Source organism: Kribbella sp. NBC_00359 (assembly GCF_036097425.1).
Lineage (GTDB): Bacteria > Actinomycetota > Actinomycetes > Propionibacteriales > Kribbellaceae > Kribbella.
In genome coordinates, this window is sequence record NZ_CP107975.1 from 2,252,223 (window position 1) to 2,278,230 (window position 26,008).

Below are 26,008 nucleotides of genomic sequence, written 5' to 3' on the forward strand. Positions count from 1 at the left end.
GCGACGGACATCAGCTCTCCGCACTCCGTCGTACGAGCGAGAGCCGTTGCTGGATCTCACTCGTCACGGTCACGAAGCCCAGCGACTCGTACAGCCGCGAGGCTCCCGTTGGATTGTCCGCGTCCACGCCGAGCGCGGACCGCTCGAACCCAGCCGTCTGACCGGCCCGCAGTACGGCGCTGATCGCCGCCCGGGCCAGCCCACGGCCTCGGTACTCCTCGAGCGCACCGACCTGCCCGATCCACAACTCGCGTACGCCGGTCTGCTCGGTGTCGACCGTGAATTCGTAGCCCAGCGCGAACGCCGCGATCCGATCGCCGTCGACCACGATCCTCGACAGCTCCGGCCGGAAGGCGTGGTGACTGGTGAACCATTTCGTCCAGTGCTCCGCGTTCTTGGGGAGGAATCCCCACTGGCCGGTGAAGATCTCGTTGTAGGTGAGCCGCAGCAGTTCGTCGTACCGACGGTCGAATCCGGTCATCGCGAACCCGTCGGGCAGCGACGGCATCCGCACCGGCTGATCGTCGTACCAGCGGCGCATCACGCGGTAGTAGCGGATCGGCCGGAAACCCCGGCTCGTGACCAGAGCGAGGCCACCGGCGTTGACCGGCTGGATCGTGACGTCGACGACCTCACCCTGCTCCGCCGCGCGCTGCAGTTGCCAGTCGAGGAGTGGCCCACCGAGACCGCGTCGCCGGAAGGCAGGGTCGATGCCGCCCTTGAGCGTGACGATCGGCTGCCCGTCGACCACATCCGGCGGCGGGACGAGGCCGTACCCCGCGAGCCGGCCGTCGAGCCATACGCCGAGGGAGTCCGCACCGTCGAGCTCGTCGGCGAAGTCGTCGAGGGTGACGTACCTGCCGCTGTCGTCGGCGGTGGCGATCGCGTTCGCGACCTCGATCGCCGCCGGCGAGTGCTCAGGCCCGAGCGGTCCCGTCGTCACTCCGGCGGGCCAGCCCATCAGGACTCCGACCCGACCACTTGGCGGATCTCCGACTCACCCTCCCAGCCCGGCCAGGTACGACGGTGGAGGTCCATGAAGCGCTTGGTCCAGTCGATGACCTCGTCGCGAGTGGCCACCTCGTACACGGCGTACGCCCCGAGCGGGGTGGGATCTCCGGACGGGCCGTCGGTGACGGTGAGCTCACCACCGGAGACCCCGACCCGGGTGGCCGTTGCGAGAGGCAACAACCCGGCCGTGTCGATCAGCACCCCGCGGCGAGCCGCCTCCGCTCCCAGCGCGGCGATTCCTTCGGCCAGCTCCGGCGGCGGGAACCCGTGCGCTTCGGCAGTCCGCAACACGGCGATGAAGCGCATCAGCGCGCCCTGCCTTCGCGCAGCATCCCGATCGACTTCTCGATCCGCCGGTCTCGGGTCTCCTCGGTCTTCGCCCCCGTCACCTGTAGCACGTGCCACTGCTGCTTGCTGTAGCTCAACGTCTCCCAGAACTCCTTGGCCTTCGCATCCGCCGCGAGCGCCGCGGCCAGTTGCCCGGGTACGTCGAGCTCGCGCGGAGCCGTGTCGAGTTCCACCTCGACGTCGAGCACCTCGCCAGGCGTGACTGCGGCCTCGGTACGGCGTTCGGCGCTGAAACCGAGCAGATAGCGGCCACCCATCCGGGCGATCGAGGTGCGGAACGTGTAGCCCTTGACGGTGACACGGACCTTCGGATGCGCGCCGCCGGCGAGAGACTCGACGACGTTGTCCGGGACGACGAAGCCGGCCGTGTTCTTGCCGGTGGACAGGAGCTCGGCGGTGAACTTCATCGGATCTCCTCCGTGCGAGTGCGGACCATCAACAGAGTCAACCAGGCCCAGCCCACGATCACCGCGACCGTGAAGCCCAGGTTGACGACCGCGGTGCCGCTGCCGGTGGCCAGACCGATCAGGCCGAGGATGTAAACGATGCCGGTGATCAGCGAGAAGCGCGACCAGCCGCGCTCGTTGTCGCGGCCGAAGCGGCGGGCGACGACGAAGCAGGCGACGATCAGGCCGATGAATCCGATGAACCCGGCGATGATGTGACCGAAGCTGTGCCATGAGACGGTCTCCGGCAGCCCGGGCGGCGTACCGATCGGGAAACCGTCGGCCGGGTCGGCGCGCATCAGGCCCGCGGCGGCGACACCGGCGCCGTACGCGAGGATGCCGCCCCAGGCCCAGCGCGACCGGAGTCCGGCCCGGCGGAGGGCGAGTGCGCCGACGACGGTGAGCAGGCCGGTGACGACCATCATCGTGGAGTGGATCCAGCCGCCGGTGCCGTTCGCCAGCAGGCTCAGCGAGTGGCGACGGATGTCGTAGCCGTCGCGGACGATCGCCTCGATGGTGCCGATGCCGACGTACAGCGGGCCGGCGAGCGCGCCCGCCAGGAGAAGAGATGCTGTGGATTGCTTCGTTGTGGTTGTCATGCCCGCAAGCCTGCGAGCGGCCGCTTCAGAAACTCTTTGGACTCAGAAGTCGATACGCATGACGGCGCGGCGCGTGCCCGGCCGGTTCACCTCGGCGTACCCGGCATCGGCGAACATGGCGAGAGTGCCGACGGACCCGCCGTCCACGAGGTCCGGGTAGCCCTCCACAGCGCGGGCACCGCGTTCACGGGCGAACCCGGCGGCTGCGCTGGCGAGCACGCGGCCGACTCCTCGGCGCCGGTAGCCGACACGGGTGACGAAGCAGGTCACGGCCCAGACGGTGGTGTCTGCCTTGTCCTCGGTCCGGCCCAGCCACGGGACGCGGAAGTCGCGGAGCAGCCTCGCATGGTCCGCCCGCGGCGCGACGGCACACCAGCCAACGGGCTCGCCGTCGAGATACGCGACCAGGCCGCTCGTCGCCCGTGCCTTTCGGTTTCCGCAGGCGGTCTGGTCGCGGAGCCGGGCGGCGAGCTCTTCGGGACCTTCGGACGCCCAGGACTCCTTGGGCAGCATCCGGAACCGCTGGCACCAGCACCGTCCGGTGTCGCCGGTCGTTCCGAAGACCGCCTGCAAGTCCTCCCAAGCCGCCTCGTTGGCCGGAACGATCGTGAGCTGCTCGGCGGTGACCGGCTCGCGCGAGCCCTTCGGGCGAGGAACGGGCACCCGCTTGGCCGGCGGCCGCTTCTGCCTCCGCGGCTGCGCGTCGAACGTGAGCCGAATGTCCACCGCGTCGCCTGCGTCCAGTCCTTCGGGCTTGCGCACGGCGTCCTTCAGCGGGAGCAGGTAGCCACCGTCCTTCTGCCACAGCGACGTCTTCCACTCGGTGCTGCCGATCCGAACGCGGATCGGGAGCGTCCCCCAGCCGTACCCGGCGGCCGAGGCTGCGCCCCGCAGGGCGACACTCTCCTGCTCCGGCACGGGGACGAAGTAGTACGGCGACGGCCCGCGCCACTCGATCACCTCGCCGACGAACTCTTGATCCATGCCCAAAGGCTAGGCCCCATTCCGGACACATCGCTTCCGGATTCGCCGACGGCGCTCCGGCCTTAGGCTGACCGGCATGCGCTTCGGGGTGCTTGGGCCGGTCACCGCGTGGACCGACGACGGCCAGGCGGTGCGGATCCCGGATCGGAAGGTTCGGGCGCTGCTGGCCGATCTCTTGCTGCACGCCGGCCGCCCAGTCGCCGCGACCACGCTGATCGACGACCTGTGGGGCGACGAGCTCCCGGTCAATCCGACGGCGACTTTGCAGACTCGCGTGTCCCAGCTGCGCCGCGCGCTCGACGAGGCCGAGCCAGGCGCGCGAGAGCTCGTCCGGACCGGCCCGGCCGGCTATCTGATGTCGGTGGCGCCCGAGGAGCTCGACTCGGGTCGCTTCCGCGCGCTTGCCACCCGAGCCCGGCAGACCGGGAGCGCTCAGATGCGCGCCGCGACCCTTGCCGACGCGCTCACGGTGTGGCGAGGTCCGGCGTACGCCGATGTCGCGGCGGACGCATTCGCCCGGGCGGCGATCGACCGGCTCGACGAGGAACGGCTCGCCGTGCAGGAGGCGTACGCCGAAGCGCGGTTCGTCCTCGGTGAGCACGAGGAACTGGTCGCCGAGCTGGCCGAACTCGTCGCCCGCAATCCGTTGCGTCAGCGGCTGCGCGCCGTACAGCTGAAGGCCTTGCATCAGGCCGGGCAGCAGGCGGAGGCGTTGGCGAGCTACGCCGACCTGCGGGATCGGCTGCGTGAGGATCTCGGGCTGGATCCGAATGCCGAGCTGGTCGGTCTGCAGCAGACGATCCTCACGTCGGAACCGTCGGCATCGGCGCAGCGCAAGACCAACCTGCCGGCCGCGGTGACGGCGCTGATCGGCCGCGATGCCGCGGTCGACGAGGTGGTGGCGCAGCTCCAGACGGCGCGGCTGGTGACGCTGACCGGTCCGGGCGGCGTGGGCAAGACGAGCCTCGCCCTCGCGGCGGCTCGCCACATGACTCCTCCCGACGGCGTCTGGATGGTCGACCTGGCCACGCTTGAACCGGGGGCCGATGCCCGTGAGGTGGCGGAGTTGGTCGAAGCCACAGTTGAGCCTGGCTCCGACGTACTGGTCGTCCTCGACAACTGTGAGCATGTGATCGAGGCCGCCGCGGAGGTGGTGACGGGGCTCCTGCGTGAGCGACCCGGTCTGCGGATCCTCGCCACGAGCCGGGAACCGCTCGCGGTTGCGGCCGAACAACGCCATCCGGTGCCGGCGCTGGATCTTCCGGTCGCCGGGAGCGACGCGGCTGACAGCGCGGCGGTGCAACTCTTCGTCATCCGCGCGGAGGCCGCCGATCCCCGCTTCAGGCTGACTCGCGACAACACCGACGCGGTTGCGGCCTTGTGCCGGCGGCTGGACGGCCTGCCGCTCGCGCTGGAGCTGGCGGCGAGCCGGGTGGGCGCGATGGACGTTCGCGACCTGGTCGACCGCTTCGACGATCGCTACCGGCAGCGTGGACTGCCGGATCGCCAGCAGACGTTGTCGGCGATGGTGGAGTGGAGCTGGGATCTTCTAGGCGATCGCGAGCGGGCGGTGCTGCGTCGACTCGCTCCGCATCCCGGCGGTTGCACGCTGGCCGCGGCCGAGGCCGTGTGCTCGGGTGACGACGTACCGGTGGCCGAGGTCGCGGAAGTCCTGAGCAGGCTGGTAGACCGGTCTCTCGTCGTCCGCGTCGATGGGACGTCGGGGTCGCGGTATCGGCTCCTGGAGACCGTACGCGCGTTCTGCCTGCGGCAGCTGGAGGAGGCGGGCGAGGTCGAGGCGGTGCGGCGACGGTACGAGCGCTACTTCGAAGGTCTGGCCCAGCACACCGAGCCGCGGCTCTACGGACACAGCGAGCTGTTCGCCTACCTTGGCGGCCTGTATGGCGAGGCCGCGCCGCTCCGGAGATCGTTGCCTACGGCAAGGCGCCCGCGGATCGAGACCGTGCGGTCGGCCGACGGTACGCCGATCGTCGCCGAGGTGTACGGCGACAGCGGCCCGGCGATCGTGCTCGTCGGTGGAGCGCTGAACGACCGGCGTACGTTCATCCCGCTGGCGAAGTGGCTGGCCGATGGGTTCACGGTCGCGACGTACGACCGGCGGGGGCGCGGTGACAGCGGCGAGGTACTGCCGTGGGCGGTCGACCGTGAGCTGGAGGACCTGGCCGCGATCGTCGAGCTCGTGGGTGGATCGGCGTACGCGCTCGGTGTCTCGACGGGGGCCGTGTTCGCGGCGGAGGCGGCAGCGCGCGGCGTGCCGATCAGCGGGCTGGTGCTGATCGAGCCGCCGTTCATCATCGACGACACGCGATCCGTGCCGCTCGATCTCGCCGGCCGGTTGCAGGAACTGATCGCACAGGACCGGTACGGCGACGCGACCGAACTGTTCCTGATCACGGCGGTGGAAATGCCGGCCGAGGTGGTCGCCCCGCTGCGGAACGCTCCACTCTGGAAGGATCTTGAGGCGCTGGCGCCGACCCTGGCGTACGACACCCTGATGATGGGCGACTTCACGATCCCGGACCACTGGGCGGCCGCGATCACCGTGCCGGCGCTGGTGATCGACGGCGGTGAGAGCCGGGACTGGCGACGCAACACCGCGCAGGTCGTCGCCGAGCTGCTGCCGGGCGGGCGCCGGCTGACGATGGCCGGTCAACCACACGACGTCGAACCCGAGGTGCTCGGACCGATCGTGACGGAGTTCATCACCCGGCCCTGATGTCGAGACGGCCGGCGCGGCTCCGACGTACCGGATGTGTGAGCTGATCGGCAGCTCGACGGACAGAGGAGGCACCGTGGCACGGCCCGTTCTGAACAGCATGTTGCTCGGCAGTACCGACCCGGACCGGTTGAAGGCGTGGTACCGCGACGGCTTCCACGCCGAGGTCGACGGGTACGGAAACCTGAACCTCGGCGGCTTCGGCCTGGTCATCGAGCACCGCGACGACGTCACCACCAAGACCGTCGAGCCCGGCCGGTGCATCGTGAACTTCGCCGTCGAGGACATCGAGGCGGCGGCCGCCCACCTGCGCACGCTCGAGGTCGAGTGGCTGGTGCACCCGGAGGATCGCGGCGTCGGCTGGTTCGCCACGCTGATCGACCCGGATGGCAACTACGTCCAGCTCATCCAGATGAAGCCGGAGTACTACGCCGGGCTCTGACGACCAACGTCCGCACCGGACTTGGGGTTCCGGTGCGGACGCGGTCGTGCAGTTGTCAGGCGCATGTGCAGGGGAGAGATGGCGGCAAGCGAGGGGCAGAACGCCAACACTCGCTCGCCGCCGAACCGATGCCTTTGTGATCGAGGTGAGGTGCTCGACCTGCCGTGTTCCGGGTGGGTTGTCTGGTGAGAAACGGAACGCGAAAAGGTACCGGGGTCTTCTCAGCGGGGGGCTACGTCCCACATGCGCTCGCCGGGCAGGGGGTCGGGGAGCCGGTCGACGGCGGGCATCGGGTCGTTGGTGACCCGAAGACCGGCGAAGCGACGGCTCATGGCGTGTGCGTACCGCTCGGCCAACGCCGGCTCGGCGTTGTAGTCGGCGATCACGTGCTCACCGAACCAGACTCGGACGCGTCGGCGCTCAGACGTCTGGGTGGCGGTGGCGGTTGTCACTGGTCCTCCTGGCAATTCTTCGAGGGGTGGTCGGCCTGGGAGCGCGGAGCGAGCGCGGTGCCGGTGCGCCGTGTGTTCACCGTCACGTCAGATCCAACGGAGGACCGAGACGCTAAGTCACGCCCCGATCGCGATTTGTCCGCCGGCGGGCAAACTTTTTCGAGACGAGCCAGAACCGCATTCTTCGAGCAGGTCTTCGACTGTCGTGATTCTCAGTCGAACGGGCCGCGGACGGAGACGCCGCCGTCTAGGACGACCTGCTGCCCGGTCATGTACGAGGACGCGTCCGACGCAAGGTAGACGACCGCGGCGGCGACCTCCTCGGAGCGGCCGAAGCGGCCGGCCGGGATCTCGTCGACCACCTCGGCGTCGACGTTCGCGTTGGCCACCGCGGTCGCGATCGCGCCGGCCGCCGCGACGTTCATCCGGATGCCGTCGCGGGCGTACTCGGCGGCCACGGTCCGGGCCAGGCTGAGCAGTCCCGCCTTCATCACGCCGTACGCCGCCTGCTGCGGAGCGGCCATGAATCCGGTCACCGAGCCGACGCTGACGATGGTGCCGCCACCACCTTGCTCGAGGAAGACGCGCAACGCCGTGCGAACCGCCCGCGCCACGTAGCGGAGGTTGACCTCGTAGATGGTGTCCCAGTCTTCGTCGGCCATCTCGTGCAGCTTGACCGCGGGCACGAACGCGACCTGCCCGCCGACGACCGTGACCAGCACGTCGAGTCCACCCAGCTTCTCGACCGCGCCGGCGACTATCGCCTCGATGTCGGCCAGCGAGCGGACATCACCCGACACCGGGTACGCCGTACCGCCTCGCTGCCGCACAGCCTCAGCCGCCTCCTCGGCGCGACGCGGATCGAGGTCCGCGACCACGACCGCAGCCCCTTCGTTGCCGAAGGCCTCGGTCACCGCCCGGCCGATCCCGCCGCCACCGCCACCGATCACCAGCGCTCGTTTCCCGCTCAGCTGCATGGTCGCGAGGGTAGATGATCAATGCCTTCAGATTCACAGGGTTTCTTCAGGAACGACACGCCGAGCTGTCAGAACCACTCCGTACGCTGGAGGCGTGACCATCGAAGACGCTGGAACGAAGGCTCTTGCGGTCCCTGAGCGGGCAGCCAACGGAGTCGCCCCATCGGCTCCGCCCGGCCTCGCGGCCGTGCAGACCGAGCAACTGATCGGCGACGTCGGCGACGCACTCCGGTTACTGGACGCGGTGGAACGCGTCCGCGGCCACGCCCACCCACTGATCCTCGGTCTGCAGGACGCGGTCGGGATCAAGATGCCGGCCGCGCTCGTGCTGAACGCGATCGGGAACGGCCGGGCCACCCCGGACGAGGTCGCCGACCAGGTCGGCATCACCCCGGCCGAGGCCGAGCTGGCGATCGCGGACCTGGCAGCGCTCGGCATGGTCCGGACCACGCCGCTGACCGTCACCTCGCTGGGCCAGGCGCGGCTGTCCCAGCTCGACGGGCTGACCGTCCGGGTCCTCGACGTCGTCACCGGCATCCTCGGCCCGACCGACGCCGCACACCTGGTCCGCCTGCTGCACACCGTCGCGGACGGACTCGAGTCCGCCACGGTCACCGCCGCCGTCACCCGGGCCATTCCGCAGGTCGCCCTCCATAACTAGTGTCGAAATGGCGCCGACGGCGTCGACGTACCTGATGTCAGGCAAGCGAGGAGGACATCAGATGTTCAAGGACACGAAGGCGTTCAGTGGGTTCTCGGTGAACGACCTGGAGGCGGCGAAGGCGTTCTACGGCGGGACGCTCGGACTGGATGTCGGGGAGGCGAACGGCATGCTCCAGCTGAAGGTTGCCGGCGGCAACCCGATCCTGGTCTACCCGAAGTCGGACCACGTACCGGCCGAATACACGATGCTCAACTTCCCGGTCGCGGACATCGAAGGGACCGTCCGGGAGCTGACCGGCCGCGGCGTCAGCTTCGAGCGCTACAACGACGATCAGGACGACTCCGGCATCTACCGCGGGATCGGCCCCCTGATCGCCTGGTTCAAGGACCCGGCCGGCAATGTCATAGCGATCATTCAGGAGTGAGGCACGTGGTCGTCGTACTGACCTAGGCGGCCGGTGTAGCGGGCGCCGTCGAGATACGGCCACGCGTACGGCGCGCAGCCGTGCAGACCGAGCGTCTGTTGCTGCATGACCGGCGCGGGCTGACCGGGCCCCGGGCACAGCTCGTGCCCGCGGCCGAGCCGGTGCCCGGTCTCGTGGTTGATCATGTACTGCCGGTACGCCGTCAGCGATGCGCCGTAGTTCGGTACGCCGTGCACCCAGCGCGCGACATTGAGGACAACGCGATCGCCGATCCGGCAACTGGTGTAGCGATCCGGCGCCGCCCCACAGATCATGTCGCGTGTCTGCGGCGTGACCAGCATCAACGTGAAGTCGGGGTCCTGCCCCGACCCGACCTGCCGGAACCGCCACAGCCCGTGTGACGCCCACCCCTGCGGCGCGCCGTATGTCGTCCGCACGAACTGCGCGAACGCGACCCGGTCGATCCCGGTGATCCCACCCTCGATCGCGATCTGGAACGTCATCGACCGCCCGGACCGCCCGATCACGGTTGCGTTGCCGGGCAGAACGTCGTACGAGCGGGACCCTGCCATCGGATAGGTGATCACCGGCTGCGGCTTCACCGCCGGTGCTGAGGACGACGGGTCGACCGGGCCGCCGGGTGTCTGTCGCGAAGCAACTGACGGCGACGCGACGCCGGCCGAGCCGGTCTCCGCGGCGCGGCGATCCGGGTAGCCGTGCCGGGAGAACGGGCTGGCCGGCAACTGGTACAGCGCCGTGATCAAGGCCACGACCACGATCGCCGACCCGATCGTCCTGACAACAGTCCAGCGGCGCATCCGGTGAGCTCCTCACACCGCGCCCCGGGCGGGCGCTTCCTCACTGACTACTTGCCCCTGTGCCCACAAACCCTTCTCGCCCACGGATGCAGGCGGTTTCCAGCGTGGTGGGTCAGCTCCGGCGGAAGCGCAGTGTCGGATAGCGCGACTCGGTGAAGCCGAGCTCCCGGTAGAGCTCGATGCCGTAGTCGGTCGCGTGCAGTTCGACCTGGCCGACGGCGGTCTCGTCGCGGAACCAGTCCATCAGCGCGACCAAGCAGGCACGGGCCAGGCCGCGGCGGCGGAAGTCGGGCTCGGTGCTGACGTTGTACAGGTGCCCCCGAAGCGTGGTCAGGTCGTTCGGGCCTGGCGGGTGGACGTAGACGTTGCCCGCGGCGCACGCGACCAATCCGGCCGCCGGATCGTCGACGACGTACGCCGCGAACGTCTCCGGTGACGCGAGCTGCTCGACGAACCACTGCCGCGCGGCCTCCCGCCACGGCGCGTCCGGTCCACCGAGATCGTTGCCCATCGCGGCGAGCATCAGTCCACGCAGCCGGACCAGGGCTTCCGCGTCGTCCGGCTTGGCCCGCCGTACCTGAATTTCGGTCACGGGGAAGATCATGCCAACTTTTTGCCGCGTCAGGGAATCGTAGGTAGTGGACGCGCACCGGGGACGCGTCCGCTGTCTTGTCGTCGACCGTCGAGGGAGACCATGTCGCCGAGTAGCAGAGCCCGCCGCGCCGCACCCGGACGCGCCCGGAGGGCGAGGCCTCGGCAACGGTCCGCCCTCGCCGCGCTGACGGTCGCCGTCCTCGGTGCGCTCCTGCCCGGTACGGCGTACCTGGTCGCCCGCCGGATCCGGCTCGGCACCCTGCTGACGACACTCAGCATCGCGCTGTACGGCGGAGCGGCGTACGTCGGGCTGCGACGACGGGACGACGTGATCACATGGGCTCTGGATCCCGGGCTGCTGCTGTGGATGGTCGCGGGACTGGGCGCGCTCGCCCTCGTGTGGATCGTCGTACTCGTCACGTCATACAAGATGTTGCGTCCACTGACCGTCGGACCGGGGTCACGGGTGCTCGGCTCGCTGGTGATCGGGCTGGTGTGCTTCGGGATGGTCGCGAGTACGGCGATGGGCGCGGACACGCTGATGGCGCAGCGCAGCCTGGTCCAGAAGGTGTTCTCCGGCAAGGGGTCGAAGAGTCAGACCCGGCCGACGATCACCCCTCGCGACGACGTCTGGCAGCAACTGCCGCGGGTGAACGTGCTCCTGCTCGGCGCGGACGACGGCGAGGACCGGCAGGGAACGCGCACCGACACGGTGATGGTCGCGAGCATCGACACGAAGACCGGGAACACCGCGCTGATCTCGCTGACCCGGAACTGGATGCGGATGCCGTTCCCGGCCGACTCGCCGCTGCACAAGGTCTACCCGACCGGGTTCTGGGATCCGGCCAAGGGTGACAAGGATCAGCCGGACTATTACCTCGACGCGATGTACCGGATGATCCCGGCCAAGCATCACGGCATCATCGGGCCGTCGGACAACGAGGGCGCCGACATCCTGAAGCTCTCGATCGGCGAAGCGCTCGGGCTGAAACTGCACTACTACGTGCAGATCAACCTGGCCGGGTTCGCGCAGTTGGTGGAGGCGCTCGGCGGGATCACGGTGAACATCAACTATCCGGTCCCGGTCGGCGGCAACGACGACAAGAAGATCCCCGCGAGCCGGTACCTGCAGCCGGGCCCGAACCGGACGCTGAACGGGACCGACGCGCTGTGGTTCGCCCGCGGCCGCTACAACGTGCCGACCGGGGACCTCGCCCGGCAGGCCCGGCAGCGCTGCACGGTCAAGGCGATCGTCGAACGCGCCACCCCGCAGAACGTCCTCTCCAACTACGAGGCCATCGCCAAGGCCGGCGAGCAACTGATCCGCACCGACATCCCGCAGAACCTGCTCGCCGCCTTCGTCACCCTCGGCCAACGGGTCAAGACCGCCAAGATCACCAACATCGACCTCGACAAGAAGAAGAACTACCCCAACGGCCGCAACCCCAACTACGCCGGCATGCGCACCATCATCCAGCAAGCCCTCAACCCGTCCACCAAGCCCAAGAGCACTCCCACCACACCCCGGCACACCACCACCACGAAGCCGACCACCAAGCCCACCACCAACGCAGCCGACCTAACCTCAGCCTGCGCCTACAACCCAGGTCCACCCGGCTGATCGCTCAGGCGTAGCGGATGCCTAGGCCACCGTCTACGGACCAGTTGGCGCCGGTGACGAAGGCGGCGGCTTCGGAGGCGAGGAAGCAGACGACCTCGGCCACGTTCTCCGGGGTGCCGATCCGGCCGAGCGGGTGGACGCCGAGCGCCTTCTCGCGTTCGCCGGGGATGGTGTCGAAGAACTCGTCCAGCAGGTCGGTGCCGATGTAGCCGGGGCTGACCGCGTTGACGCGAACGTTGTGCGGGGCAACATCCAGGGCCAGCGACCGGGTCATCCCGACCAGGCCGGACTTGGCCGCGGCGTACGGGAACATCCCGGCAGTGGTCAGGCTGGAGTGGATCGACGCGATGTTGACGATCGAGCCGTGCCGGCCCTCGATCATCGGCGGCAGCACCTGGCGCGCCATCAGCCAGGCGCCCTTCAGGTCGACGTCGAACACGCTGTCCCACTCGGCCACGGACATCTTGGTCGCGTCGGCGTACGCGTTCTTGCCGGCGTTGTTGACCAGCACGGTGACCGGCTTCCCGAGGTCGTCCGTCAACTTGCCCACCGCCTGGCGGACCGACACCTCATCGGTGATGTCACCGACCGCCGCCGCCACCCTTGCACCGGTCTCGGCAAGCTCCGCGGTGGTCGCGGTCAGCTGATCGGCCAGTATGTCGACCAACGCCACCGCGGCGCCTTCCTCCGCGGCCTTGACCGCCACCGCCCGACCGATCCCCCGCGCGGCCCCCGTCACCAGCACAATTTCGTTCGCCAACCGTCCAGTCAAAACAGGCTCCTCAACCTAGGCGTGCCTGGAGCCTAGTCCGGACATACCGACCGCGGCGGCGGCTCTCGCGTAGTGGTCGGCGGTTGCTCGGGGCATGGGTTGACGAAGGAGGACCAGCTGGTGGTAGATGGGGCCGGTTGCGGTCATCAGGAGTTGATGGGCGTTGGTCGTGGAGGGCAGTTCGCCGCGGGCGATCGCTCGGCGTACGACGGCTTCGCTGCGGCTGTAGCGGTCGGACCAGAACGCGGTCAGAGCCTCGGCGGCTTCCGGGGTGCGGAAGGAGGCCGCGATGACGGCCTGGGTGACGGACGGGCGGGCGGCGAGCGCGGCGTACACCTCGCGGTTGAGGCTGATCAGGTCGCCCTCGAGCGAGCCGGTATCGGCGGGCTCCCAGCTGTCGTCGAGTCCGGCCCGGAGTAGGTCGACGAGGAGGCCGGCGACAGTCTTCCAACGGCGGTACACGGTGGTCCGGTGGACGCCGGAACGGGCCGCGATCGCGTCGATCGTGAGACCGTCGTACCCCTGTTCGGCCAGCTCGGCCTCGACCGCGGCGAGCACGTCGGCGCGCACCCGCGCGGTGCGTCCACCCGGCCTGCTTGCGCGTTCGGCATCCGTCATGGCATGATCTTAACGCAACAATCGTCGCATTAATGGAGCCAGCACGTGATCTTCTGACCCGCCGTTCGCAGCAACCCGAACCCGCGAGAGTCAGGAGGATCCCCATGTCTACCCAGCTGTCCCTGCACGACGTCGCCAAGTCGTATGACCACCGTCTGGTGCTCGACCAGGTCACCTGCGCGTTCCCACCGGGACAGGTCAGCGGGCTGATCGGCGAGAACGGTTCCGGCAAGTCGACCGTGCTGCGGCTCCTGGCCGGCCTCGAGCCGCCCACCGACGGCGCCGTGACGGCCGCCGGCAGCATCGGCTTCCTTGCCCAGGACAACCCACTGCCCCTCGACCTCGACGTGAACGCGCTGGCCGACCACGCGCTGGCCGACCTGCGCCGGATCGAGTCCCGCCTGCGGGAACTCGAGCATCTCCTCGCCGAGGGCCGCGACGACATCCTGGACGAGTACGGCGAACTCCAGACGGTCTTCGAGATCCGCGAGGGGTACGACGCGGACGCGCGGTTCGCCCGGGCGACGTACGGCCTCGGGTTGAGCACGCTCCCAGGCGACCGCCGGTTGTCCGAGCTGTCCGGCGGCGAACTCGCCCGCCTGCACCTGGCCGCCGTACTCGCGTCATCGCCGGAGATCCTGCTGCTCGACGAGCCGACCAACCACCTCGACGTCTCGGCCGCCACGTGGCTGGAGGATCACCTGCGAGCGAGGCGCGGTACGACGGTTGTCGTGTCGCACGATCGCGCGTTCCTGGAGCGGGTGGCGTCGACGCTGTTCGAGGTGGACGGCGACACGCATCGGGTGACTCGCTACGGCAACGGCTACAAGGGCTATCTCGGTGAGAAGGCGGCCGAGCGGGCGCGCCTCGAACAAGCTCGTCAGCAGTGGGAGGACGAGGTCGCTGGTTTGCGCGTGACCGCGCGGACCACGGCCGACCGGGTTACGCATCGCGGCGCGATGAAGGACAACAACAAGGTCGCGTACGACCGCGCGGGTGGTCGCGTCAACGAGGCCGAGCGGAGCCAGATCCGCAACGCCAAGGAACGCCTGCGCCGGCTGGAGGACGATCCGCCGCCGGTGCCGGCCCGGCCTCTGCGGTTCACCGCGTCGCTGCGTACGACGGGTTCGCCGGCCGGACTGGACGCGGTCGGTGTCTCCGTCGCGGACCGGCTACGGCCGCTCTCGGTCGACGTTCCCGCGGGTGGACGCCTGCTGATCACCGGCCCGAACGGCGTCGGCAAGTCGACTCTCCTGGACGTACTCGCGGGCGAACTCCAGCCGGACTCCGGGTACGTCGACCGCCACGGCCGAATCGGGTACCTCCGCCAAGAGATCACCGAGCCGGGCCCGCACGACACCCTCCGGTCGGCGCTGGCCCGCCACCCGGGTGCGGCGAGCCTGGGCCTGTTCCGCCAGGACCAGCTCCGGACCCGGATCGGCGCCCTGTCGACCGGTCAACGTCGACGGTTGGCGCTAGCGCGACTACTGACCACGCCGTACGACGTATTACTGCTCGACGAACCGACAAACCACCTATCCCTGGCGCTGGTAGAAGAACTGGAAGCGGCCCTGGATCAGTACGCCGGCGCGCTCGTCGTGGTCACGCACGACCGCCGCTTCATCTCCCGCTGGCACGGAACCACCCTCGCCCTGAAGGAGACCTCCCTTGCCAATCACTGAACACACCATCGCCGATCCGTCCGGCGGCCCGTACGCGGTCACCGTTACCGCCGGCGCCATCTGGACGACCCTCGTCGACACCGGCCAAATCGCGAAGCTCGAGCGCGGCGGCGACCCGGCCACGACGGAGGCGGCTTGCGGGGAGCGGTTCGAGCTTGGTGCGCCTGGGTCTCGGCCGAGTGTGATCGTGCCGGGGCCCGACGACGCTGTCTGGTTCACGCGTAATGGTGATGATCACCTCGGGCGGATCGGGTTCGACGGCGCCGTGTCCGCGGTCGCTCTCGCGGGAGCGCCGTACGGGCTTTGCGTGGGACCGGACGGGGCACTGTGGTGCACGCTGATGAACGTCGACCAGCTCGGGCGCGTGACAGTCGACGGCGAGGTGTCGACGTACGCGATCGGGACCTCAGGCGCGTTCCCGGCGATGATCACCGCGACCGATGACGAACTGTGGTTCACGCTCAACCAGGGCAACGCGATCGGCCGGATGAGTACGACTGGCGATGTCACCACTTACCCGCTGCGAACCGGCGGCGCCGGCCCGGTCGGCATCAGCTCCGGACCGCAGGGCGTGTGGTTCGTGGAGATCCTCGCGGATCAGGCCGGCCGGATCACACCGGACGGGAAGATCGAGGAGTTCGCGCTGCCGGCGGGCTCCATGCCCCACGCGGTGGTCGCGACGGACGACGGCGGCTGCTGGATGACCTTGTGGGCCGCAGCCGCACTCGCCCGATTGGATGCCAACGGCAACATCATCGCCCAGTTCAACCTGGGCGAAGGCTCCGAACCCCACGGACTGGCCGTCGATACAGACGGCTCAGTCTGGGTAGCCCTGGAGAAGGGTTCCCTCGCGCATGTGACCACCTGACACGACAGGCGCGTGGGGTTGACCACACTCAGTCGGGAGAGTGAGGGGGTTCACTCGGTGGGTGGAGGACGTGGCGCCGTGGCGGGAGGAGAGTGGGGTTGTGACCACGGTAGTGGGGGTTCGACGGGCGGGGCCGCGGGTTCGGGATGTGGTGGCGGTCGGGCGGCCGGCGTTCTGGGTTGTTTCGATCGTGCCTTATTACGTGGGGATTCTGCTGGCGACGCATCGGCTGGTGCCGCCGCTCGACGAGTGGCCGCGGTTGATTGTCGGCGCCGTCGTGATGGGACCGCTGGTCTGGCTGGCGGTGCTCGCGGTCAATGACGCGTACGACCTGCCGAGCGACCGGCTCAACCCCCGCAAGGCGAAGTCACCACTCCTCGACGGCCGCATCACGTTGCGCGCGGCGAAGCGCCTCGCCTTCGCCGCCGCGGTCGCGGCCGTCGGACTGAGTCTGCACGTCGGGATCGTGTTCGCACTCGGTGTGTTCCTCGCTGTCCTGCTCGGGTACGCGTACAGCGTCCCGCCGGTTCGCCTGAAGACCCGCGCCGGCTTCGACGTCGCCGTCAACGCGCTCGCCCTCGGCGCCTTCGGACCGCTGGCCGGCTGGGCCGCGATCAACCCGGACCTGAGCGCCTTCCCCTGGCTGATGGGGTTGCAGGGCACCCTCGCCGCGGTAGGCCTCTACCTCCCGACAACCCTCGCCGACCTCGAGGCGGATCGCGCCGCCGGCTACCACACGATCGCGGTCCGCTTCGGCGCACGAACGACGTACCTGATCGGGTACGGCGCCTGGATCGCGGCGGCCGCACTGTCGGTCGTCCTGGCCGCGACCGGCACGATCATCCCGCGCAGCATGCTGGCCCTGGAGGTCGTGATGGTTCCGGTCCTGATCGCGGCGTACGGCAAACTGATCGGCCCGCGCCAGTCCTTCCGGGGGATCATCGTGCTCGCGGCGCTCTTCCTCTTCCCCTGTGGCACCTTCGCGTTGACCTACACCGGCATCATCTCAATCTGACAGTGCTGTTACATTTAATCTAACAGCACTGTTAGATCCGAGGAGCGTCCGCATGTATCCGGAGACCGAGCCGTACGACCACGGCCTGCTCGACGTCGGCGACGGGCATCGCGTCTACTGGGAGGTCTGCGGCAATCCGGACGGCAAGCCCGCGGTGGTGATCCACGGCGGCCCGGGCTCCGGCGCCGGCGCGTGGTGGCGCCGGTACTTCGATCCCGCCAAGTACAGGGTCGTCATGATGGACCAGCGCAACTGCGGCCGCAGTACGCCGGACGCCGCCGAGCCGGACGTGGATCTCAGCACCAATACCACCGCCCACCTGATCGCGGACCTCGAGCAACTCCGGCGACACCTCGAGATCGAGAAGTGGCTGCTGCTCGGCGCTTCCTGGGGTGCGACGCTCGGACTCGCGTACGCCGAACAACACCCGGACTCGGTGTCGGAGATCGTGCTGTTCAGCGTCACCAACACGACCAGGCGCGAGGTCGACTGGATCACTCGGGAGATGGGCCGGATCTTTCCCGAGGAGTGGGCCCGCTTCCGCGACGGCGTACCGGAAGACCAACGGGACGGGAACCTCGCGCTGGCCTACAGCCGGCTGCTGCACGACCCGGATCCCGCGATCCGGGACAAGGCCGCGCGCGACTGGTGCGACTGGGAGGACACCCACATCCGCACGCATCCGGGCTGGCGGCCGGACTCCCGGTACGACGATCCCGTCTTCCGGCTGCGGATGGCCCGGCTCGTCACTCACTACTGGGGTCACGCCGCCTGGCTGGAGGAGGACGTGCTGGTGCGCGAGGCCGGCAAGCTGGCAGGCATTCCAGGTGTGCTGATCCACGGCCGACTCGACATCAGCAGCCCGGCGGACATCGCCTGGCGGATGGCCCAGGCGTGGCCGGATGCCGAACTGCACCTGGTCGAGCAGGAGGGTCACGGCGCGGGCGGACTCGGCACGCGAGACCTGATCCTCGCGGCACTGGACCAGTTCGCCGGCCGCACTTAATCAGTTCACTGAATCGAGCAAAGATTTGATCACTGATCTTTACATCGATAAAGCGCACCGGAACGCTTAGGTCCCATGACTCTGACCCGCCCAGAGCTCGAGACCGACTACACCCTCAGCCGGTCCGACATCGCCCACTTCGCCGAGCACGGATTCGTCAAGCTGAAGAGCGTGCTCAGCCCGGACACGATCGCGGCGTACGAGCCGGAGATCACCGGCAAGGTGATCGAGCTGAACACCCAGGACCTGCCGCTGGAGGAACGCGACACCTACGGGAAGGCGTTCCTGCAGGTGACGAACCTCTGGCAGGACAGCGAGCGGGTGCTGGAGTTCGTCTCGTCGCCGCGGCTGGCCCGGATCGCGGCGCAGTTGCTCGGGGTGCAGTCGGTCCGGCTCTACCACGACCAGGCCCTCTACAAGGAGTCCGGCGGCGGAGTCACGCCCTGGCACGCGGATCAGTACTACTGGCCGTTCTCGACGGACCGGTGCGTGACGGTGTGGGTGCCGTTGCAGGAGACGCCGATGGAGATGGGTCCGCTGTCGTTCGCCGCGGGCAGTCACGTGTTCGAGCACGGCCGGGACCTGCCGATCAGCGACGAATCCGAGCGAGTCCTGCAGGCGGCGCTGGCGGAGCAGAACTTCGCGGAGATCTCCGAGCCGTACGAGCTGGGCGAGGTGAGCTACCACCTCGGCTGGACCTTCCACCACGCTCCGGCGAACCAGACCGACGTACCGCGCCGGGTGATGACGATCATCTACGTCGACGCCGCAATGGAGATCGCCCCACCGGCCAACCGCTTCCAGGAAGCCGACCTAGCCGCCTGGATGCCCGGCAACCACCCCGGCGACCTCGTCTCCTCCCCGTTCAACCCCGTCCTCTACTGATCAGAGCGTCCGCTTCTGCGGATAGATCGTCTCGCCCCGAGCGAGCTGCTCGACGAACTGCGCGATCCGCTTGGCTCTGGTCTCCGGCCGCTTCGCGCTGTTCACGCGATGCACCACGGCGAAACGGTTGGCGCTGGTGAGGATGTCGAACATGGCCTGGGCACGCGGTACCTGAGCCAGCGCTTCGGTCAGATCGGCGGGGATCTCCAACCGGCTGGACCCGCCGTACGCCTTGGCCCAGCGGCCGTCTGCCTTGGCGCGGTCGACCTCGGCGCGACCGGGCGGGAGCATGCGGCCTTCGGTCTCCATGCGCGCGACGAGGTCGACGTTCCGCTGCGACCACATGCTGCGCGACCGGCGCGGTGTGTAGTGCTGGATGAAGGTCTGCTCGTCGCGGCTGCGGCGCCGGCCGTCGATCCATCCGTGGCACAAGGCCTCCTCCAGCGCCTGGTCGTAGGTGAGGCTCGTCGGCGTGGTCACGTTCTTCTTCGCGAGCACCAGCCAGACGCCGTCCGACGACTGATGATGCTCGCCGAGCCAGACCCGCCACGCGTCCGCGTCCAGGACGATCAGTTCGGCCGTCATGATGCGGCCACGTGGTAGCGGGCGGCCAGTTGGGCGGCGGCGTCCTTGAGCTCCTGGGGACCGACGAACTCCAGGTCGCACTCGAACATCCCGAAGGTCGCGGCCAGTCCGGTCCAGGACCACGCGCTGAGCACGAGGCGGCAACTCGTCGGGGTGATCTCCTCGACGATCGCGTCGCGTCCGGCCCATTGGACGATGTCGGACGCCTTCGCCTGCAGGATCGCCTCGCCGCGGTACGGCGTCTGGTCCTGCCCCTTGAAGCGCGATGAGATGTACGTCGCCACGTCCGGCGCGGGCAACTCCCGCGGAGTGAACCGCGGACCACTCGGTGACTTCGGCGTCATCCGATCCACCCGGAACGTCCGCCAGTCGTTGCGATCCAGGTCCCACGCGACCAGGTACCACCGCCCACCCCACGTCACCAGGTGGTGCGGCTCGACCTTCCGCGGCGGCACCCATTCGTCCGACGCACCCGGTGACGCGTAGTCGAACCGCAGTACCTCATGCGCCCGGACCGCCATCCCGACCGCGATCAGTTGGTCCGAGTCCACCGTCGTACGGCGTCTGTCGGCGTACCGATCGACGGTCGTCACCTGTAGTGCGTCAACCCGTTGGCGCAGGCGCGCCGGCATCACCTGGCGGACCGTGGCAAGCGCGCGCAACGCACCCTCCTCGATCCCGGTGACCGTGGTGGTCGCGGTCTGCAAGGCGACCGCGACGGCGATCGCCTGGTCGTCGTCGAACAGCAGCGGGGGCAGGTCCGCCCCCGCGTCAAGGCGGTAGCCGCCATCCGGTCCCTTGGTCGCGCGCACGGGATAGCCGAGGTCGCGCAGCCGGTCGACGTCGCGGCGAACCGTGCGCGGGCTGACCTCGAGACGTTCGGCGAGCAGCGCACCGGGCCAATCGCGGCGCGCCTGGAGCAAGGACAGCAGCGAGAGGAGTCGGGCTGAGGTCTCGGACATGTCTTCAGATTGCCACGAGTAACGGCCAGAACCTGTCCTCTTCTGCTGGAAATGTCGCCGATATCAAGCCAAGACTGAAGGAGACATCGTGATCAGCACGCGAGAGCTCACCCGGGACTTCGTGGTGAGCCGTACCGAGACCGTGCACGCGGTCCGCGGCATCAGCCTGGACGTCGAACCCGGCGAACTGGTCGCCGTTCTCGGCCCGAACGGCGCCGGCAAGACGACCACCCTGCGCATGCTCACCACCCTGATCACCCCCACATCCGGTACGGCGACGGTCGCCGGGTACGACGTGACCGCACAGCCCAGCCAGGTCCGCCGCCGGATCGGGTACGTCGGTCAGGGCAACGGCGCGGGTCACTCGCAACGGGTCGGCGACGAACTCGTCGGCCAGGGTGTGATCTACGGACTCGACCGGCGGGCGGCCAAGCGCCGTACCGCCGAACTGGTGGAGGCGCTCGAGCTGACCGAGCTCGTCAACCGCAAGGTGTCGGAGCTGTCCGGCGGGCAGCGGCGGCGGCTGGATGTCGCGATGGGGCTGGTGCACGCGCCCTCGCTGCTGTTCCTGGACGAGCCGTCGACCGGCCTCGACCCGCAGAACCGCGCGAACCTGTGGGACCACATCCTGCGGATGCGCGAGCAGTACGCGATGACGATCGTGCTGACCACGCACTACCTGGACGAGGCCGACTCGATGGCCGAGCGGGTGGTTGTCGTCGACAACGGTCAGGTGATCGCGGACGACACCGCCGATGCCCTGAAGACCAAACTGGCCGGGGATCGGCTCGCACTGACTGTTGCTCCCGGCAATCTTCCCGATCTCGCCGCGATGGCGGAGAAGTTGCCCGGGGCTCGCGAGGTGGTTGCCGTCGGCGACGAGCTCAGTGTCCGGGTCGCGGACGGTCCCGCGACGCTGCCCTTGCTGATCACCGCCGCTCAGCAGACCGGCGTACCGGTCGCGGCAGCGCAGGTTCATCGGCCGACCCTCGACGACGTGTTCCTCAACCTGACCGGCCGCAACCTGCGGGAAGACTCGAACGGAAAGGCAGCCTGATGACCACCCTCACCGTTTCCACCACTCCGACCGTCACCGCGGAGCAGCCGTCGCGGAATCTGCTGCGCGACACCCGGATCGTGATGACGCGCGAACTGAAGCCGGTCCTCCGGGATCCGTTCACCTTGCTGTTCGGCATGATCCAGCCACTGGTGTTTCTCGCCCTGTTCGGTCCGCTGCTGTCCGGGTCGATGGGTGGTTCGCTCGGCGGCGGCGTCTGGCAGTGGTTCGTGCCGGCGATCCTGGTGATGACGACGCTGTTCGGTACGTCGGCCACCGGCGCGAACCTGTTGTTCGAGTTCCAGACCGGGGCGCACGAGCGGATGCTGGTCACGCCGCTGGCGCGGTCGTCGCTGCTGATCGGCCGGGCGCTGAAGGAAATGGTCCCGCTGTTCGGCCAGGCGGTGATCGTGATCGCCGTGATGACGCCGTTCGCGTTCGACCTGCATGTCGGTGGCGCGCTGGTCGGGCTGGCGCTGCTCGCGGTGTTCGGGATCGGGCTGGGTTCGTTCAGCTACGCGCTGGCGATCGCAGTGCGCAAGCAGGACTGGATGTTCTGGATGGTGCAGCAGACGTTCCTGTTCCCGCTGATGATCCTGTCCGGCATGCTGCTGCCGCTGGAGACCGGGCCGGAGTGGATGCGGATCGCGGCCAAGTTCAACCCGCTGTCCTACCTCGTCGACGCCGAGCGGACGCTGTTCTCCGGTGACGTGCTCTCGAGTGCGGTGCTGTGGGGCTGGGTCGCCGCGATCGTGACCGCGGCCGCCGGACTGACCGTCGGCATCCGCTCGATGCTCCGCTCAGCCGCCTGACCCAATTGGGCCAGTGGCCTCCCCACACTCAGGTGGGTGCGGGGAGGCCGGACGTCCGCTACACCGCCCAGACTCCGGTCGTCGCGGTCTCGCGGGCCCAGTCCGCGAACTCGCGCGGCGGGCGGCCGAGGACCTGCTGGACTCCGTCGGAGACATACTCGGAGCGGTGGTTACGGATGACGGCGAACAGGTCGCGGACGGCCTCGGCGTCCTCTTGAGTGAGACCTTGCTCGACCAATTCACCGACATGCTTCTCGGGCTCGAGGTCGGCGTACGTGATCGGTCGGCCGATTGCGGTCGAGAGTGCATTGGCGACCTCGGTCATCGTGAGCGGGCGCGGACCCGAGATGGCGATGACCTGGCCGGTGTACGCCTCGTCGAGCAGCGCCGCCGTCATCACGTCTCCGACGTCGTTGGTGTCGATCCACGCCTCGGCTCCGGTGCCGGCGGACAACCGGATCTCACCGGCGAGCACGTGGTACCGCAGGAAGTCCTCACTGAACCCCTGGGCGAACCAGGCCGGCTGAACGATGGTCCAGTCCGCGCCACTCGCCTGGACCGCGTGCTCCAGGTCGACCTGGCCGTCGTACACGGCGAAGTCGCGGCCGGGGCTGCCCACGCCGCGGCCGGACAGCAGGACCACTCGGCGAAGACCTTCGGCGGCCGCCTGCTGGACGAACAGGCCGGCCTGCGCCAGTCCGGTCGGGCCGACCGGAGGCGCGAGGTACGCGGTGTCGGCTCCGGCGATCGTGGCGGACCAGGTGCTCTCGTCGTACCAGTCGAAGCGCTGCTCGCTGGACCGGGACGCGAGCCGGAACGGCACACCCCGTGCCTCGAGCTGCGCGGCGACGCGGCGGCCGGTCTTGCCCTTACCACTCAGGATCAGAATCGGTGTTGTTGTCATGGGTCTAGTCCACCGGCATCTGGTGAGACGAACCATGGCTGTTTGCCGCAATTCAATGTTTGAGACGCTCACCCAAGGTAGAGTTGCGCCATGGATGTGCTCGACGACCTGCTGGCCGGGACCCGCGCCCGGGACGGCGTCTTCAACCTGACAATCATGGATCCGCCGTGGGCGGTGGAGATCCGCGACGAGGCACCGCTCGCGCTGGCGACCCTCGTCCGCGGGTCGGGCTGGGTGACCCGCGGCGGGATCCCGCCGGTGCGGATGGCCGAGGGTGACGTCGCGATCTTCACCGGAGCCTCGCCGTACGTCGTCGGGGACAGCGTCGAGACGGCGCCACAGTTGCGGATCCACCCGGGCGGCGTGTGCGAACCGTTGCCTGGGGCACCGGTCGACTACAGCGCCCGGCTCGGGGTGCGGACGTACGGCGGCCGCGCGTCGGGAGCCGTGATGGTTGCCAGCGGCACCTATCAGGTGGCGGGCGACGTCAGCCGCCGGCTGGTCACGGCGCTTCCGCCGGTGCTCGTCGTACCGGCCGCCGACGTCGCGGGTTCGGTGATGGACATGGTGTCGAGTGAGATCCAGCGGGACGCGGCGGGGCAGCAGAGCGTGCTGGATCGATGGCTCGACCTGGCGTTGATCACGACGCTGCGGGCGTGGTTCGACCGGCCGGAGTCACAGGCGCCGGGGTGGTACCAGGCGCAGTCCGATCCGATCGCCGGCACGGCATTGCGGTTGCTGCACGAGGATCCGGCGTACCCCTGGAACGTCACCGAGCTCGCCGACCGGGTCGGCGCGTCGCGGGCCTCGCTGGCGCGCCGGTTCACCGCGCTCGTCGGTGAGGCGCCGATGAGCTACCTCACCGGGTGGCGCATCACGCTGGCCGCCGACCAGTTGCGGGCCACGAGGGACACCGTCGAGACGATCGCCCGGCGGGTCGGCTACGCGAACGCGTTCGCGTTGAGCGTCGCCTTCAAGCGGGTCCGCGGTACGACGCCGACCGCGCACCGCCAGGCGGCGTGAAACTCAGGCCACGGTCGACCTCATGAAGGCGAGCGCCTGCGGCCACGCCAGCCGGAACGCGTCCGCGTTGACGGCCTTGTCGTGCCGCGACTTGTCCGAGAACCCGTGGTCCGCACCGGGGAAGTACTGCGTGAACGTCGCGCCGGTCCGACGAGCCTGCAGGACCGTCTGGAGCGCCTCGAAGTCGGCATTCGGTACGGCGGTGTCCGCGCTCGGATAGCTCACCAGCACCGGCGCGGTGATCCCGGCGGCTTCGGCGATGGCGTCGTACGTGTGATGCGGCGGCATTTTCGACGGCACGGTCGGGTGGAACGCGACGACACTCGCCAGCCGCTGATCCCGCGCACCGAGCAGGAACGCGAACCGCCCACCCAGGCACCAGCCGATCACACCGACCTTGCTGCACCCGAGCTCACCGGTCAGGTAGTCCAGCAACTCGGTCTGCTCGGCCAGCGCGGTGTCGTCGTCCATCTTCCGCAGCAGCCCACTGAGCTCTTCGCGCGTCGAATTGTCGGTGCTCCGCCCCTTGAACGGATCCCACACCAGCGCCGTGATCCCCTCCCCGGCCAACTCGTCGGCCCACTCCCGGATCTGTTCCCCGATCCCGGTGATCATCGGCAACAGCAACACCCCGGCGTGCCCGACTCGAGCCAAGTACGCCGTCTGCTCCCCAACCGCCACAGTCACGCCCATGCCCGCATCCTATGAGTCGGCTAACCCGCACTGCAGTAGGCGCGGAAGACCTCGAGGTCGTTGTCCAACCGGGCGATGCGATCGAAGCCCCACGTGGCGACTCCGGGGCGGTCGACCTCGTCCAGAACGCGGGCGGCCATGTCACGGAGGGCTCGGGCGAGGAGGGCGTATTCGAGGTGATCGAGATCGAGGTCGCGAGCGCCGTACTCGGCGAGGAACGGTTCGAGGTGGGGTCCTTCGGCGGCGATCCACACGTCGTGCTCGCGCGGGCCGATGACCGCCTGGTCCCAGTCGAGCATGGCCGCGACTTTGCCGTCGTCATTCAGGATCAGGTTGAGGCCGCCGAAGTCGCGATGGCAGACGACCTCGCGCACCGCCTTCGACCGCACTCGCTCGATCGTGTCGTACAGCCGGTGAATCGCCGCGACCACTTCGTCTCGCCGCTCCACGATCCACGGATGATCGAGCCGCTCACCCAACGCGCGGATCTCCGGCTCGTCCAGGGTGGCGCGCGGTAGGTCCGGACGATCACCAAGGTCATGGACCTGGCGGAGCGCCCGTGCTGTGACCCGCCAGTCGTCGTGGTTCGCCGTACGCCCTTGAATATAAGGGAAAACGGCGTACGGCCGCTCGCCCAGGACGGCGTAGAGCGCACCCGACACCGCCGGAATCGGCGCCGGCACCGGTAGACCGAGATCCTGCAGCTCCTGCAACACACTCAGTCCGCGGGGATGGCCCTGCTGCTTCCACAGCTTGACGAACCAGGCGTCGTCCGCCACCCAGCAGTCACTCTCATACCCGCCCCTGTGCGGCCGCAGTACGCCGGCCCGCACCCCGAAGTCCCGCGCGAGATCCGCGGGCTGGACCACCTGATTCATCCCCTGAAGGTGTGGCAGACGGCGGACAAGAAGAAAGGCAGGGAGAAGTATCTCCTTGCCATGTCTAACTTATAGCGCACTGGGGGACTTGCCGCAAGCCCCCAGTTGTGCCGGACAATCGCTGGCCGTAG

General features: G+C 68.9%; 29 protein-coding genes. 13 read left to right on the forward strand and 16 right to left on the reverse strand.

Features of this window, described 5'->3' with window-relative positions; translation table 11 throughout:
* Window positions 1-10 precede the first annotated feature (10 nt).
* The 5 genes from OG876_RS11040 to OG876_RS11060 are packed head-to-tail and all read right to left on the reverse strand — an operon-like array spanning window position 11 to window position 3,388.
* Window positions 11-961 carry a GNAT family N-acetyltransferase gene (locus OG876_RS11040; protein WP_328524715.1) on the reverse strand — a complete coding sequence of 317 codons (951 nt, stop codon included), beginning with the start codon at window positions 959-961 and terminating at the stop codon, window positions 11-13.
* On the reverse strand, window positions 961-1,317 hold the full coding sequence (locus tag OG876_RS11045; protein WP_328524716.1) for a YciI family protein: 357 nt from the start codon (window positions 1,315-1,317) through the stop codon (window positions 961-963). Before OG876_RS11045 ends, OG876_RS11040 begins: the two co-directional genes overlap by 1 nt.
* Window positions 1,317-1,766 (reverse strand): YdeI/OmpD-associated family protein, encoded by a 450-nt coding sequence (locus OG876_RS11050; protein WP_328524717.1) that lies wholly within the window; start codon window positions 1,764-1,766, stop codon window positions 1,317-1,319. Before OG876_RS11050 ends, OG876_RS11045 begins: the two co-directional genes overlap by 1 nt.
* The gene (locus OG876_RS11055; protein WP_328524718.1) at window positions 1,763-2,404 is read right to left on the reverse strand and encodes a DUF998 domain-containing protein; all 642 of its coding nucleotides are present in this window, start codon (window positions 2,402-2,404) and stop codon (window positions 1,763-1,765) included. Before OG876_RS11055 ends, OG876_RS11050 begins: the two co-directional genes overlap by 4 nt.
* 42 nt (window positions 2,405-2,446) lie before the next feature.
* Complete coding sequence (locus OG876_RS11060; RefSeq protein ID WP_328524719.1) at window positions 2,447-3,388, reverse strand: GNAT family N-acetyltransferase; 942 nt, start codon at window positions 3,386-3,388, stop codon at window positions 2,447-2,449.
* Window positions 3,389-3,464: 76 nt separating this feature from the next.
* Between OG876_RS11060 and OG876_RS11065 the strand changes: the two genes are divergently transcribed.
* A complete protein-coding gene (locus tag OG876_RS11065; RefSeq protein ID WP_328524720.1) occupies window positions 3,465-6,125 on the forward strand; it encodes an alpha/beta fold hydrolase in 2,661 nt (886 codons plus the stop codon).
* Between the two features lie 76 nt (window positions 6,126-6,201).
* On the forward strand, window positions 6,202-6,567 hold the full coding sequence (locus OG876_RS11070; RefSeq protein ID WP_328524721.1) for a VOC family protein: 366 nt from the start codon (window positions 6,202-6,204) through the stop codon (window positions 6,565-6,567).
* 221 nt (window positions 6,568-6,788) lie between these two features.
* Here the strand turns inward: OG876_RS11070 and OG876_RS11075 are convergent, their stop codons facing one another.
* Together OG876_RS11075 and OG876_RS11080 are read right to left on the reverse strand one after the other, a co-directional pair.
* On the reverse strand, window positions 6,789-7,019 hold the full coding sequence (locus tag OG876_RS11075; protein WP_012924486.1) for a hypothetical protein: 231 nt from the start codon (window positions 7,017-7,019) through the stop codon (window positions 6,789-6,791).
* A 212-nt stretch (window positions 7,020-7,231) separates the two neighbouring features.
* The gene (locus tag OG876_RS11080) at window positions 7,232-7,996 is read right to left on the reverse strand and encodes an SDR family NAD(P)-dependent oxidoreductase (RefSeq protein ID WP_328524722.1); all 765 of its coding nucleotides are present in this window, start codon (window positions 7,994-7,996) and stop codon (window positions 7,232-7,234) included.
* A gap of 94 nt (window positions 7,997-8,090) precedes the next feature.
* Here OG876_RS11080 and OG876_RS11085 point away from each other — a divergent pair, with 94 nt between their 5' ends.
* Entirely contained in the window at window positions 8,091-8,657 is a 567-nt protein-coding gene (locus tag OG876_RS11085) for a MarR family transcriptional regulator (RefSeq protein ID WP_328524723.1), read from the forward strand.
* A gap of 61 nt (window positions 8,658-8,718) precedes the next feature.
* Window positions 8,719-9,084 carry a VOC family protein gene (locus OG876_RS11090; RefSeq protein WP_328524724.1) on the forward strand — a complete coding sequence of 122 codons (366 nt, stop codon included), beginning with the start codon at window positions 8,719-8,721 and terminating at the stop codon, window positions 9,082-9,084.
* Here OG876_RS11090 and OG876_RS11095 read toward each other — a convergent pair.
* Both OG876_RS11095 and OG876_RS11100 read right to left on the reverse strand, forming a co-directional pair.
* A complete protein-coding gene (locus tag OG876_RS11095; RefSeq protein ID WP_328524725.1) occupies window positions 9,075-9,902 on the reverse strand; it encodes a DUF3152 domain-containing protein in 828 nt (275 codons plus the stop codon). The two genes, OG876_RS11090 and OG876_RS11095, sit on opposite strands and share 10 nt — an antisense overlap.
* 112 nt (window positions 9,903-10,014) lie before the next feature.
* The gene (locus tag OG876_RS11100) at window positions 10,015-10,494 is read right to left on the reverse strand and encodes a GNAT family N-acetyltransferase (protein WP_328524726.1); all 480 of its coding nucleotides are present in this window, start codon (window positions 10,492-10,494) and stop codon (window positions 10,015-10,017) included.
* A 102-nt stretch (window positions 10,495-10,596) separates the two neighbouring features.
* On the opposite strand from OG876_RS11100, the gene OG876_RS11105 reads away from it, so the two are divergent.
* Window positions 10,597-12,117 (forward strand): LCP family protein, encoded by a 1,521-nt coding sequence (locus OG876_RS11105; RefSeq protein WP_328524727.1) that lies wholly within the window; start codon window positions 10,597-10,599, stop codon window positions 12,115-12,117.
* Between the two features lie 4 nt (window positions 12,118-12,121).
* Here OG876_RS11105 and OG876_RS11110 read toward each other — a convergent pair whose 3' ends face one another.
* Window positions 12,122-12,877 (reverse strand): SDR family NAD(P)-dependent oxidoreductase, encoded by a 756-nt coding sequence (locus OG876_RS11110; protein ID WP_328524728.1) that lies wholly within the window; start codon window positions 12,875-12,877, stop codon window positions 12,122-12,124.
* Between the two features lie 27 nt (window positions 12,878-12,904).
* The gene (locus OG876_RS11115) at window positions 12,905-13,507 is read right to left on the reverse strand and encodes a TetR/AcrR family transcriptional regulator (RefSeq protein ID WP_328524729.1); all 603 of its coding nucleotides are present in this window, start codon (window positions 13,505-13,507) and stop codon (window positions 12,905-12,907) included.
* A 104-nt stretch (window positions 13,508-13,611) separates the two neighbouring features.
* On the opposite strand from OG876_RS11115, the gene OG876_RS11120 reads away from it, so the two are divergent.
* The 5 genes from OG876_RS11120 to OG876_RS11140 all read left to right on the forward strand — a co-directional run bounded on the left by OG876_RS11120 (window position 13,612) and on the right by OG876_RS11140 (window position 18,963).
* The gene (locus OG876_RS11120; RefSeq protein WP_328524730.1) at window positions 13,612-15,189 is read left to right on the forward strand and encodes an ABC-F family ATP-binding cassette domain-containing protein; all 1,578 of its coding nucleotides are present in this window, start codon (window positions 13,612-13,614) and stop codon (window positions 15,187-15,189) included.
* On the forward strand, window positions 15,176-16,057 hold the full coding sequence (locus OG876_RS11125) for a Vgb family protein (RefSeq protein ID WP_328524731.1): 882 nt from the start codon (window positions 15,176-15,178) through the stop codon (window positions 16,055-16,057). Before OG876_RS11120 ends, OG876_RS11125 begins: the two co-directional genes overlap by 14 nt.
* 100 nt (window positions 16,058-16,157) lie before the next feature.
* Complete coding sequence (locus OG876_RS11130) at window positions 16,158-17,072, forward strand: UbiA prenyltransferase family protein (RefSeq protein WP_328524732.1); 915 nt, start codon at window positions 16,158-16,160, stop codon at window positions 17,070-17,072.
* A 52-nt stretch (window positions 17,073-17,124) separates the two neighbouring features.
* A complete protein-coding gene (pip, locus tag OG876_RS11135; protein WP_328524733.1) occupies window positions 17,125-18,078 on the forward strand; it encodes a prolyl aminopeptidase in 954 nt (317 codons plus the stop codon).
* A 75-nt stretch (window positions 18,079-18,153) separates the two neighbouring features.
* Window positions 18,154-18,963: a phytanoyl-CoA dioxygenase family protein gene (locus OG876_RS11140; protein ID WP_328524734.1), complete on the forward strand. Its 810-nt coding sequence runs from the start codon at window positions 18,154-18,156 to the stop codon at window positions 18,961-18,963.
* Here OG876_RS11140 and OG876_RS11145 read toward each other — a convergent pair whose 3' ends face one another.
* Complete coding sequence (locus OG876_RS11145) at window positions 18,964-19,548, reverse strand: YdeI/OmpD-associated family protein (protein ID WP_328524735.1); 585 nt, start codon at window positions 19,546-19,548, stop codon at window positions 18,964-18,966. It lies immediately after the preceding gene.
* Window positions 19,545-20,510, reverse strand: coding sequence for a helix-turn-helix transcriptional regulator (locus tag OG876_RS11150; protein ID WP_328524736.1), 966 nt, complete (start codon window positions 20,508-20,510; stop codon window positions 19,545-19,547). Before OG876_RS11150 ends, OG876_RS11145 begins: the two co-directional genes overlap by 4 nt.
* Window positions 20,511-20,598: 88 nt before the next feature.
* On the opposite strand from OG876_RS11150, the gene OG876_RS11155 reads away from it, so the two are divergent.
* Together OG876_RS11155 and OG876_RS11160 are read left to right on the forward strand one after the other, a co-directional pair.
* A complete protein-coding gene (locus OG876_RS11155; protein ID WP_328524737.1) occupies window positions 20,599-21,567 on the forward strand; it encodes an ATP-binding cassette domain-containing protein in 969 nt (322 codons plus the stop codon).
* Window positions 21,567-22,379, forward strand: a complete 813-nt coding sequence (locus OG876_RS11160; protein WP_328524738.1) for an ABC transporter permease — start codon at window positions 21,567-21,569, stop codon at window positions 22,377-22,379. The genes OG876_RS11155 and OG876_RS11160 overlap by 1 nt, the downstream gene beginning before the upstream one ends.
* Window positions 22,380-22,437: 58 nt before the next feature.
* Here the strand turns inward: OG876_RS11160 and OG876_RS11165 are convergent, their stop codons facing one another.
* On the reverse strand, window positions 22,438-23,283 hold the full coding sequence (locus OG876_RS11165; protein ID WP_328524739.1) for an NAD(P)H-binding protein: 846 nt from the start codon (window positions 23,281-23,283) through the stop codon (window positions 22,438-22,440).
* A gap of 90 nt (window positions 23,284-23,373) precedes the next feature.
* Between OG876_RS11165 and OG876_RS11170 the strand changes: the two genes are divergently transcribed.
* Window positions 23,374-24,306 (forward strand): AraC family transcriptional regulator, encoded by a 933-nt coding sequence (locus OG876_RS11170; protein WP_328524740.1) that lies wholly within the window; start codon window positions 23,374-23,376, stop codon window positions 24,304-24,306.
* A 3-nt stretch (window positions 24,307-24,309) separates the two neighbouring features.
* Here the strand turns inward: OG876_RS11170 and OG876_RS11175 are convergent, their stop codons facing one another.
* Both OG876_RS11175 and OG876_RS11180 read right to left on the reverse strand, forming a co-directional pair.
* Window positions 24,310-24,999 carry a dienelactone hydrolase family protein gene (locus OG876_RS11175; protein ID WP_328524741.1) on the reverse strand — a complete coding sequence of 230 codons (690 nt, stop codon included), beginning with the start codon at window positions 24,997-24,999 and terminating at the stop codon, window positions 24,310-24,312.
* A gap of 20 nt (window positions 25,000-25,019) precedes the next feature.
* Complete coding sequence (locus OG876_RS11180; RefSeq protein WP_328524742.1) at window positions 25,020-25,877, reverse strand: phosphotransferase; 858 nt, start codon at window positions 25,875-25,877, stop codon at window positions 25,020-25,022.
* Window positions 25,878-26,008 lie beyond the last annotated feature (131 nt).

What these genes read in the sequence shown, in the direction of transcription:
- OG876_RS11080 (WP_328524722.1), bottom strand. Translation starts at nt 7,996, where the DNA reads ATGCAGCTGAGCGGGAAACGAGCGCTGGTGATCGGTGGCGGTGGCGGC.
- OG876_RS11175 (WP_328524741.1), bottom strand. Translation starts at nt 24,999, where the DNA reads ATGGGCGTGACTGTGGCGGTTGGGGAGCAGACGGCGTACTTGGCTCGA.
- OG876_RS11160 (WP_328524738.1), top strand. Translation starts at nt 21,567, where the DNA reads ATGACCACCCTCACCGTTTCCACCACTCCGACCGTCACCGCGGAGCAG.
- OG876_RS11060 (WP_328524719.1), bottom strand. Translation starts at nt 3,388, where the DNA reads ATGGATCAAGAGTTCGTCGGCGAGGTGATCGAGTGGCGCGGGCCGTCG.
- OG876_RS11045 (WP_328524716.1), bottom strand. Translation starts at nt 1,317, where the DNA reads ATGCGCTTCATCGCCGTGTTGCGGACTGCCGAAGCGCACGGGTTCCCG.
- OG876_RS11105 (WP_328524727.1), top strand. Translation starts at nt 10,597, where the DNA reads ATGTCGCCGAGTAGCAGAGCCCGCCGCGCCGCACCCGGACGCGCCCGG.
- OG876_RS11090 (WP_328524724.1), top strand. Translation starts at nt 8,719, where the DNA reads ATGTTCAAGGACACGAAGGCGTTCAGTGGGTTCTCGGTGAACGACCTG.
- OG876_RS11115 (WP_328524729.1), bottom strand. Translation starts at nt 13,507, where the DNA reads ATGACGGATGCCGAACGCGCAAGCAGGCCGGGTGGACGCACCGCGCGG.
- OG876_RS11065 (WP_328524720.1), top strand. Translation starts at nt 3,465, where the DNA reads ATGCGCTTCGGGGTGCTTGGGCCGGTCACCGCGTGGACCGACGACGGC.
- OG876_RS11055 (WP_328524718.1), bottom strand. Translation starts at nt 2,404, where the DNA reads ATGACAACCACAACGAAGCAATCCACAGCATCTCTTCTCCTGGCGGGC.
- pip (WP_328524733.1), top strand. Translation starts at nt 17,125, where the DNA reads ATGTATCCGGAGACCGAGCCGTACGACCACGGCCTGCTCGACGTCGGC.
- OG876_RS11040 (WP_328524715.1), bottom strand. Translation starts at nt 961, where the DNA reads ATGGGCTGGCCCGCCGGAGTGACGACGGGACCGCTCGGGCCTGAGCAC.
- OG876_RS11180 (WP_328524742.1), bottom strand. Translation starts at nt 25,877, where the DNA reads ATGAATCAGGTGGTCCAGCCCGCGGATCTCGCGCGGGACTTCGGGGTG.
- OG876_RS11170 (WP_328524740.1), top strand. Translation starts at nt 23,374, where the DNA reads ATGGATGTGCTCGACGACCTGCTGGCCGGGACCCGCGCCCGGGACGGC.
- OG876_RS11095 (WP_328524725.1), bottom strand. Translation starts at nt 9,902, where the DNA reads ATGCGCCGCTGGACTGTTGTCAGGACGATCGGGTCGGCGATCGTGGTC.
- OG876_RS11140 (WP_328524734.1), top strand. Translation starts at nt 18,154, where the DNA reads ATGACTCTGACCCGCCCAGAGCTCGAGACCGACTACACCCTCAGCCGG.
- OG876_RS11165 (WP_328524739.1), bottom strand. Translation starts at nt 23,283, where the DNA reads ATGACAACAACACCGATTCTGATCCTGAGTGGTAAGGGCAAGACCGGC.
- OG876_RS11145 (WP_328524735.1), bottom strand. Translation starts at nt 19,548, where the DNA reads ATGACGGCCGAACTGATCGTCCTGGACGCGGACGCGTGGCGGGTCTGG.
- OG876_RS11050 (WP_328524717.1), bottom strand. Translation starts at nt 1,766, where the DNA reads ATGAAGTTCACCGCCGAGCTCCTGTCCACCGGCAAGAACACGGCCGGC.
- OG876_RS11150 (WP_328524736.1), bottom strand. Translation starts at nt 20,510, where the DNA reads ATGTCCGAGACCTCAGCCCGACTCCTCTCGCTGCTGTCCTTGCTCCAG.
- OG876_RS11120 (WP_328524730.1), top strand. Translation starts at nt 13,612, where the DNA reads ATGTCTACCCAGCTGTCCCTGCACGACGTCGCCAAGTCGTATGACCAC.